Annotated in this window: 7 protein-coding genes; 4 read left to right on the top strand and 3 right to left on the bottom strand. The window is 56.8% G+C overall.

Going from position 1 to position 8158, the window contains the following annotated elements; all coding sequences use genetic code 11:
- Positions 1 to 396, top strand: a 396-nt coding sequence (locus tag H6F43_RS09970) for an EamA family transporter (protein ID WP_190342630.1), incomplete at its 5' end; no start/stop codon positions are given.
- Complete coding sequence (locus tag H6F43_RS09975) at positions 383 to 1087, top strand: exonuclease (RefSeq protein ID WP_190342631.1); 705 nt, start codon at positions 383 to 385, stop codon at positions 1085 to 1087. The genes H6F43_RS09970 and H6F43_RS09975, both read left to right, overlap by 14 nt.
- Before the next feature lie 30 nt (positions 1088 to 1117).
- On the opposite strand, the gene H6F43_RS09980 is transcribed toward H6F43_RS09975, so the two are convergent.
- Together H6F43_RS09980 and H6F43_RS09985 are read right to left on the bottom strand one after the other, a co-directional pair.
- Entirely contained in the window at positions 1118 to 1624 is a 507-nt protein-coding gene (locus H6F43_RS09980; protein WP_190342632.1) for a pentapeptide repeat-containing protein, read from the bottom strand.
- A gap of 10 nt (positions 1625 to 1634) precedes the next feature.
- On the bottom strand, positions 1635 to 3005 hold the full coding sequence (locus H6F43_RS09985; protein WP_347272390.1) for an LCP family protein: 1371 nt from the start codon (positions 3003 to 3005) through the stop codon (positions 1635 to 1637).
- 385 nt (positions 3006 to 3390) lie between these two features.
- On the opposite strand from H6F43_RS09985, the gene H6F43_RS23065 reads away from it, so the two are divergent.
- Both H6F43_RS23065 and H6F43_RS22660 read left to right on the top strand, forming a co-directional pair.
- On the top strand, positions 3391 to 5793 hold the full coding sequence (locus H6F43_RS23065) for a tetratricopeptide repeat protein (protein ID WP_190342633.1): 2403 nt from the start codon (positions 3391 to 3393) through the stop codon (positions 5791 to 5793).
- Positions 5794 to 5955: 162 nt separating this feature from the next.
- Positions 5956 to 7167 (top strand): FecR domain-containing protein, encoded by a 1212-nt coding sequence (locus H6F43_RS22660; RefSeq protein WP_190342634.1) that lies wholly within the window; start codon positions 5956 to 5958, stop codon positions 7165 to 7167.
- Positions 7168 to 7379: 212 nt separating this feature from the next.
- On the opposite strand, the gene H6F43_RS10000 is transcribed toward H6F43_RS22660, so the two are convergent.
- On the bottom strand, positions 7380 to 8158 hold a 779-nt coding region (locus tag H6F43_RS10000; protein WP_190342635.1), incomplete at its 5' end, for an NFACT family protein.

Here is an 8158-nt window from a genome sequence, read left to right on the forward strand (position 1 = left end):
TGGGCAATGTACATCTGGTCATCAAGCAGTGTTGGACGCACCTTTCCGGGCAAGGAAGGACTCGTCCTGGCAATGAGTGTTGGCACCCTGCTGATGATGCCGCTGGGGGTGGTTCAGGCAGGTGCTTCCCTGCTGCATCCAGAAATGTTAGCGATCGGAGTCGGTGTAGCCGTGGTTGGAACGGTGGTGCCCTATACGCTAGAGTTTTCCGCGCTGAAGCAGTTGCCGCCCAAAACCTTTGGCGTTTTGATGAGCGTGGAGCCTGCGATCGCGGCGCTGGTGGGCTTCCTGTTTCTGGGGGAAGTGCTGAACTGGCAGACGGTGCTTGCGATCGCCGTGGTGACCCTCGCCGCTGTTGGAGCCACGCTATTTGGAAAATTCAATGCTGACGAATGACGCTCAACCGCTGCCTGTGCTTAGCGCTAAGCAGCGACGACAGAACGGCAGCCAGTACTACCTCGACGATCGTGGCGCTCTGTTGCCCAGCGTCACGACGATCCTCAACGCCACTCGACCTGCCGAACAGTGGAATGCGCTGGCAGAGTGGCGGCAGCGGGTCGGCGTCGAGGAAGCCAATCGCATTAGCAGCACGGCGAGTCGGCGCGGCACCGGAACCCACAAGCACGTCCAGCGCTATCTGCACGGCGAAGCCGTCACGTGCCCAGACGGGATTCGGCCCTACTGGGACAGCATCCTATCTGTTCTGCAATCGATCGAGGACGTGCGCTTGATCGAAGCTCCCGTGTTTCACTACGAGCTTGGCTACGCTGGAAAAGTAGACTGCGTTGCCAGCTATCAGGGTGTGCCCTGCCTGTGCGAGTGGAAAACTGCCGATCGACCAAAGCGCTCGGTCGATCGCTTAAACGACTACCCACTACAGTTGGTTGCGTATTGGGGCGCGGTGAATCACTGCTACCGCGAGTATGACGTGGATCTGCGCCACGCGCTGCTGGCGATCGCGGTGCCGGATCTGCCCGCCGAAGTGTTCTGGTTCGACGCCGCCGCGATCAAGGACTATTGGCAAGAGTGGGTCGATCGAGTGGCGCTATTCTGGCGCAGGTTGGGCGGATACGGACGCTGGGAGTGAGACGCGCCACGCTTTAAGTGCCAAGCGTTGTCAGCGACAGCCCAAACTCTCGCGGGTTACAGCACCCGTTACCGGATTGACTCCCTCAGCCCGCTTGCAAAGCTGACTCACGGTGTAGCGATCGATGATGGCGTCGGTAAAATCCGCTCCGGTAATGTCTGCCTCGTCCAAAATGCTACTCGACAAGGTGGATTCGATCAGAACGGCATTGGTCAAATCGGCTTTGTAGAACGTGACGCGATCGATCAGTGCCCCTTTCAGGTTGGCTCCGCTCAGGTTTGCGCCCAGCAGATTGCCCTTCGTCAGGATGGCGTTGGTCAACGTTGCACCGCTGAAGTTGGCTCCCCGCATTTCTGCCGAAACGAACACGCCGCCTGACAAATCCTGGTTTGAGAAATCACGATCCACCAGCAGCGTATTGCTGTAGTTGATCGTATTCGCCTGCGCAAAGGCGGGACGAGCACCCAGTAGCACCCACAAAAACGCGAGCGCGATCGCGCAGACAACCAACAGCAGACGAATTAGCGTTCTCCCCATTTTGATATCCTCACGGCTTCAACTGACGTGCCCAGTCTTCACCCACTCGAATCGTCAAATCGGATTCTAAATCCCCTGTAGAGTCAGCTTCTATATTGCCAAATCCCAGCAGCCGCTTCAATTCTTCAGCGCTCTTGAGGTCGCCCTGCTGCACCACAATTTGCGTTTGTCGCTGCTGGTCGCTCCAGTCCGATGCCACGTAGACGTTGTAGAAGCCCAGCTTTGCCAGATGGCTCCGCATCTGAGCTGCCGCATCAGGCTGGCTAGAAGCATTCTGAATTGCCACCCGCAGCGAGGTAGCAGTGCGAGCCGAGTCGGACTTGCCAGACGAGTTAAGATCAAAGAACTGCTGCATCACTCGATCGCGCCCCGCTGGGTCCATAATCCAGTAGCTGGCGGCAAATTCACCGGGGGCGCTGAACCGTCCAGGTAGCATGACCATCTTGAGGTCGCCCTGACTAATCTTGCGTCCGGCTCGCACCAGCGCCAGAATTTCTTCGGGGCTGAGGTTTGTGTCAATGTATTTCTGCATCGCGCCGATTAGGGCGGGAACGCGAGGGATGACCGTGGGGTTGGTCAAGCGCTGCCGCAGCGCCTTGAGCAGCGCTTGCTGGCGCTGCACCCGTCCGATGTCGCCGTAGGAGTCTTGGCGGAAGCGGGCAAACTGCTCGGCTTCGTTCCCGTTGAGGGTCTGCTGTCCAGGCGAGAGATTAATTTTGAGCTTTTGCGTTTTGTCCTCGTAGACCATTCGCTCTGGCACGTAGACATCGACGCCGCCCAGCAGATCAACGAGTTCCCGGAAGGCATCGGTGCTGACGCGGACGTAGCGATCGACCACGATCCCATTTAGCACGCCGCTTACGGTTTTGGATGCCAGTATTGGGCCGCCGCGCACGTTGGCATCGTTGATTTTGGTGACGCCGACGTTGGGAATTTCGACTTGGGTATCGCGCGGAATCGACAGCAGCCGCACCGAGTCATCGCTGGGGTCCACCCGCAGCAGGAGCATGGTGTCGCTGCGTCCGCCAAAGATTTCCGGGGTTCCAGGCTTGGCGGTGGGAACGCGATCGATGCCCAGAATTAGCACATTTACCGGACGCGACACCTGATACTGAAAGCCGTTTGCCAAGAGATCACTGAACGATCGCGGTCCCTGATCGCGGGGCGCAAGCTGAGCAGGAAGGGGAAGCATGAGGGCTGCGCCCAATCCTAACGCTGCCGAGGCTGCCGTTGTTCCTAGAAATATCAAACCTCGTGTCAATCCCTGAAATGGAGGACGCTTAGGCGCGATCGTTGGCAGGGAAGCGATTGGATTTGCGGAGGCTGGCGATTTATCGGGCAAATTGGACTGTGATTTCGGTCGGTTTCCAGTCTGTTCCACGTATTCCGATTCCTTTTGTCGAATCCAGGTAACTACAGTCCTACCCAGTCAGGCTCGATAAACTTTCGAGATTATAGCGTGTGACCGTAAACGACTTCCTCCAGTGGAAGAAGGAATTGCGCTAGCAATCCAACTCCAGCATGAGTTAGAAGCGAGTGGTCAGCAGTTTGTAGTCCCTGGGCCGTAGACGAACCACGAACCATTGACCGCTGATGACTGACCACTATTCCTGTTACTCCTTTCTTCCTGCTGACGAGATTTCCTGATTAAACCGGAAGGAATTGAAAAAGAGATAAAGAACAGTCCTCCTCGATCGACGCCCCCACCTCAGTCGCGACTGCTTTAGGATCATTCTTCTACCCACGATCGGCGGTTTGAGAAAGCTGTGAAACACCGGAACTGGCTTAATTTAACAGAATATCTATTACTGATTGGCTCTGGCGTTGGTTCGGTTGCAACTGCCGCCTCACAGCAGATTCTCTTTACGGCGGCTCCGATTTCAGCGCTGTTGCTGCTGAATCTGGTGAATCGGCGGCGGCTAGAAGCCGAATTTCAGGAAACCCTGACAACCTCGGTCGCTCAACTCGACCAGAAGCTAGCCGACGAGATTGGCTCGCTGCAAAAGCAGATGCAGGCCTTGCCGAACTTTTTGGATCTTGCCAGCCTGCGAAAGGCGGTGCTGCACACGAGTCAAGAAACGCTGACAGAGTTCTCGAACGAAATTGCACAGATTAAACAAGACCTCGACAAACCCGACTGGCGCACGATGCAGCGCAGTTTGCGCCAGCTTCAGCAGCAATACGCCAGTGTGTCAGAGTCCGTGGCGAACGTGACGCAGCAATTGGGTCGGCTAAACACGCCCAACAAGCTCGATCGTCTAGACAACGCCGTGACGCAGCTAAAAACCGATGTGGGGCAGTTGCGGGTCCAACTGGAAACCGTCAGCCAAGACCAAGCCGCCAACCAGTCTCGTGTGCTGCAAGACCAAATTAACCATCTGAATCGCCGCCTGAATCACCTGCCAACGCCATTTGATGCCACGTCGCTAAAGCAGGACATCAATTCACTGGTGAAAGTTGTTGGGGAGCTAGCATCGCGGCGGGAGCTTTCGCATCTGAGTGCTCAGGTCGAGAAACTGTCTCAGCAGAACCAGACGATCGAGCAATCTGTCATGCCGCTCAAACTGGCGACGACGATTCTGCACAAGCAGCTAGAGACGCTGGCGGCGAGACTAAGCGAGGGAGCAAACTCGCCGCCGCCCTCCCAAGATGGGCTGGAGACCCTGAAGCAGACGATCGCAGATTTGGAGCAGCGCCTGAGCCAGCTTCCCAGCTCCACAGATTTAGCCAACTGGCGATCGGACGTGCAAGGGTTAGTCTCTACCCACATGGGACCGCTACAGCAGCAGTTGAGCACTGTGCAGCAGGTGACAACCACCCTAGAGCAGCAGCAGCGGGACTTGCGCGATTGGGTGCATCATCTGCCGCAAATTTTGGATTCTAGCGCCCTGCAAACGCAACTGAAATCGCTAGCGGCGCGAGTCGAGTGGACAGAAAACAGCCGCATTGATGCGCAGGCACAGATCGAGGCGGCGGTGCGCGATCGCTTGAGCGATGTCATGTCGCCTCAGGCATCACCCCAGTACGAACTCGTGTTTGATGTCCGATCACGCCAGCAACCCGCAACAGGAAGCCGCACGATGCTAGAGCAGGCGTTGCAGCAGGCTGAGGGGCGGGTGATTCTAGTCCATCCCTACCCGACGCCAGAAACGCTCAGTCCAGAAGTAATTCGTCAGATGCAGGACTTTCTGGACCGCGAGGGCTGCTTGGATCTGGGCTGGGGACATTTAGGCGACGCCAGCCGCGATCGGATCCCGCGATCGTTGAACAATCGCCGCATCCTTGACTCGACTCAAAAAGGATTTCTGTACGACACGCTAAATCAGCTCACGCAGTTCAAGCGGCAGTATCCCGACCAGTTCCGGTTCAAAATTCTTGGCACCGACGAACAGTTTGTGGTATGCGATCGCAGCTATGCAATTCTGGGTGCGCAGTCTCTACCAACGGCGAGTGTGCTGTTTCCTGAGGCGGCAGTGGGACTCCGCACCACCGATCCAGACGTGATCCAGGAGTTAGTCGATCGCTTCGACGATCCGGTGCTGGACGCTGATGATGCCACAGCGTATTTTCATCGCGCCGTGACGCGCTACGATTTGGGCGATTATCCCGGAGCCATCAGCGATTACACGAGCGTGCTGCGAATTCTGCCCAGCGACGATGTTGCCTACAACAATCGCGGGTTGGCGCGCTACGACACCGGCGATCGTCGCGGTGCGATCGACGACTTTGGGCGCGCTGTCCAGTACAACCCCAACGGCTTTATTGCCTACTGCAATCGCGGCATGGTGCGGGCGGAACTGGGTGACAAATTGGGGGCGATCGAGGACTGCACGCTGGCAATTCAACTCAACCCCGATTACGTCACGGCATACTTTTGTCGCGGCGTTGCCCGGACTCGCTTGCAGAATAAATTGGGCGCAATCCAAGACTACACCGAGGTGATTCGGCTCAGTCCTGAAGATGCCACTGCCTATTTCTACCGGGGCTTAGCGCTGATCAAAATCGGTCGCCGCATCGAGGCAATGCACGACCTGCAACATGCGGCGCACTTGTTTTCTGAGCGGGGCGACTCGACGAACTACCGCCAAGCGATGCAGGCAGTGAAAAAACTGCAAGAAGCAATCCTTAGTTCAGAATTGGTGCCGCCGTTAGTGCCGAATGGAATCTAAGCCGCATCCTTTCTGGCTAGCCACCGTAAGTTTATCTAGACAGCGTGAAGTTTATTAGAAGTTGACACCGCCACTCTAGACTCAGCGTCTCACACCCTAGAATCGGCGTCCTACCATCCATATTCTAGAAACCAACCTGTGAAATCGTCGGAGGACTGGGTAATGACAGTCGGACAGTTTAGCGTCAGAATCGGAGCCGCCCTCCTCGCTGGGCTGATGGTGGGCTGTGGTGCTGCGCCTCCAAAAGCAGAGGCTCCAGTTGCTTCTCCCTCAGCGTCGCCTGCGTCCCTTTCTCCTGCGGCGACGATCGCCGAAATTCAACGATCGCCCGTGTTCGTCCGCCTGCGGCAAACGCCCCAAGAGCAGCCTGCCCAAAAAGGTATGGGATTGCAGATTGGCGACACGATTCGCACGCAAGACCAAGCAATGGCACAGCTTGACCTCAGCAACGGATTAGCCTTCCGAATTGGCGGGGATGCAGTGCTTACCCTCCAGCCCGACAATCGCCTCAATTTGGCGGCTGGAAGCATGATTACCTGGGTCCAACCGGGGCAGAAAGTGCCAACCGAGATCGTGACGCCGATCGGCGTTGCGGGCATTCGAGGCACTACCGTTCATGTCGAGATTCCCAAAGACCCAAACCAAGGGACGCGATTTTTTGCCTGGGAGGGCTTGGTTTCGGTGCGCTTGCCAGGTCAAACCGAGGAAATTCAGCTCAGAACGGCTGAAGAGGTTCGGATTAAACCGAGCGATCGCGATCTGAACACTGTCCGGCAGCGGATTCGACGCATCCCTCTCACAGAATGGCGGCAGAAACGCCAGAGCGATCAACTGCTGAATGGGTTCCGTGGCCGGATCACCACTCAAACGATTATTGATCGGATTAAACCGGGGCAGGTGACGCTGTCGGACCCAGTTCCCACTCCGCCAGCAGTGCCGCGCCCTCAACCAGTGGCTCCAACGCCGCGAGCCAGCCAGCCGAGTCCAACTCCAGCAGCCAGTCCAACTCCAGTAGCTAGCCCAAAACCGCCCGCCCCTCAGCCTGCTAACCCAGTCAAGCCGCAGGCAGCGAGCCAACCGCCGCGCGATCGCACGGCGGGGAAGGCTCCTAAACTCAAACCCCCTGAGAAACAGCGCGATCGCGAGAAGCCTCGTGGACGCGGTGAGCGAGATGACGACGATCGCAAGCCTCGCGGTAATCAGGGCGACGGTCGCAAGCCTCGCGGACGCAGTAATCAGGGCGACGACGATCGTAAGCCTCGTGGAGGCAGTAATCAGGATGACGATCGCAAGCCTCGCAACTATGGCGATGACAAGGATGACGACAACCGGAGCCGCGGGTCCAGAGGCGGTAAGCGCGACGATGACGATTAAATGAGCCAGCGTTAGTGTAGTTCAGCCAACAAATTGGTTTCGTCAACTAGCGTTTAATAAAAAAAGACCAGCGCGAACACTGGTCTGCAAAGCTATTCGATACGTTGTCTCATTTGGAGGAACCCAACTGCGCGTTCCCAAACTTGCAGCGGGTTATATAGGTATTAGTTCCCTATTACTTTGGCATTGTAACAAGATACACAAACTTTTTGTCACGAAAGTTCATCGTTTGCTGACAAATCTCTTCCATTCGAGCGAGGTGAACGATCGGCGACACGCCTCGGCTGCCCCCACAGTACCCGTTCGTGCTTGTAGACCGTCATTCCTGGCTTTGCGCCCTTGGGCTTGTAGACGTGTTTCGGTTCGGTGTAGACCACAGGAACTTGGTCGCTTTGGCGGGCTCGGCTGTAGTAAGCCGCTAAATCTGCAGCAAACTCTAGATCGGTTGATTCCGGTAGGGTTCCTGGCTCCAGCCGCAGCAGCACGTGGCTACCTGGAATCTCTTGGGTGTGGAACCAGAGGTCGTAGTCTCCGGCAGTGCGAAACGTCAGGCGATCGTTCTGGCGATTGTTTCGCCCCACAAGCACGTCCAATCCGTTCGGCGTTGTAAAGCGGTGCGGCTGGCTAGCTGCGTCGTCCTGCTGAGTTGGCGTGCGATACTCTGGATCGTCCAGGTAATGCTGCTGGATTAGCTCCTCGCGAATCTCCTTCAGCGCATCCAAATCGTCAGCAGTTTGATAGTTCACAATCTGCGCGATCGCTGCCTCAACTTGCTCCAGATAGTGAATCTCGTTGTCCACCTCCGTCAGCAGAGGCTCCACGGCGCTGCGTGCCCGCTTCAGCTTTTGGTGTCGCTTGTAGAGCAACTGGGCATTCTGAACCGCGTTTTTCTCAGGCTCCAGCGGAATCGTGACGGGTTGATCCGTGGCAAAGTCCGATAGGACGATCGTCGTCATCCCTGGTTGCCACTCGTGCAGGTGCGCCATTAGCA

The organism is Leptolyngbya sp. FACHB-36, from assembly GCF_014695955.1.
In the GTDB taxonomy this organism is placed as follows: Bacteria; Cyanobacteriota; Cyanobacteriia; order Leptolyngbyales; family Leptolyngbyaceae; genus FACHB-36.

Bases quoted from the DNA above. Each gene is read 5' to 3' on its own strand.
- H6F43_RS09980 (WP_190342632.1), bottom strand. From the start codon at position 1,624: ATGGGGAGAACGCTAATTCGTCTGCTGTTGGTTGTCTGCGCGATCGCG.
- H6F43_RS22660 (WP_190342634.1), top strand. From the start codon at position 5,956: ATGACAGTCGGACAGTTTAGCGTCAGAATCGGAGCCGCCCTCCTCGCT.
- H6F43_RS09975 (WP_190342631.1), top strand. From the start codon at position 383: ATGCTGACGAATGACGCTCAACCGCTGCCTGTGCTTAGCGCTAAGCAG.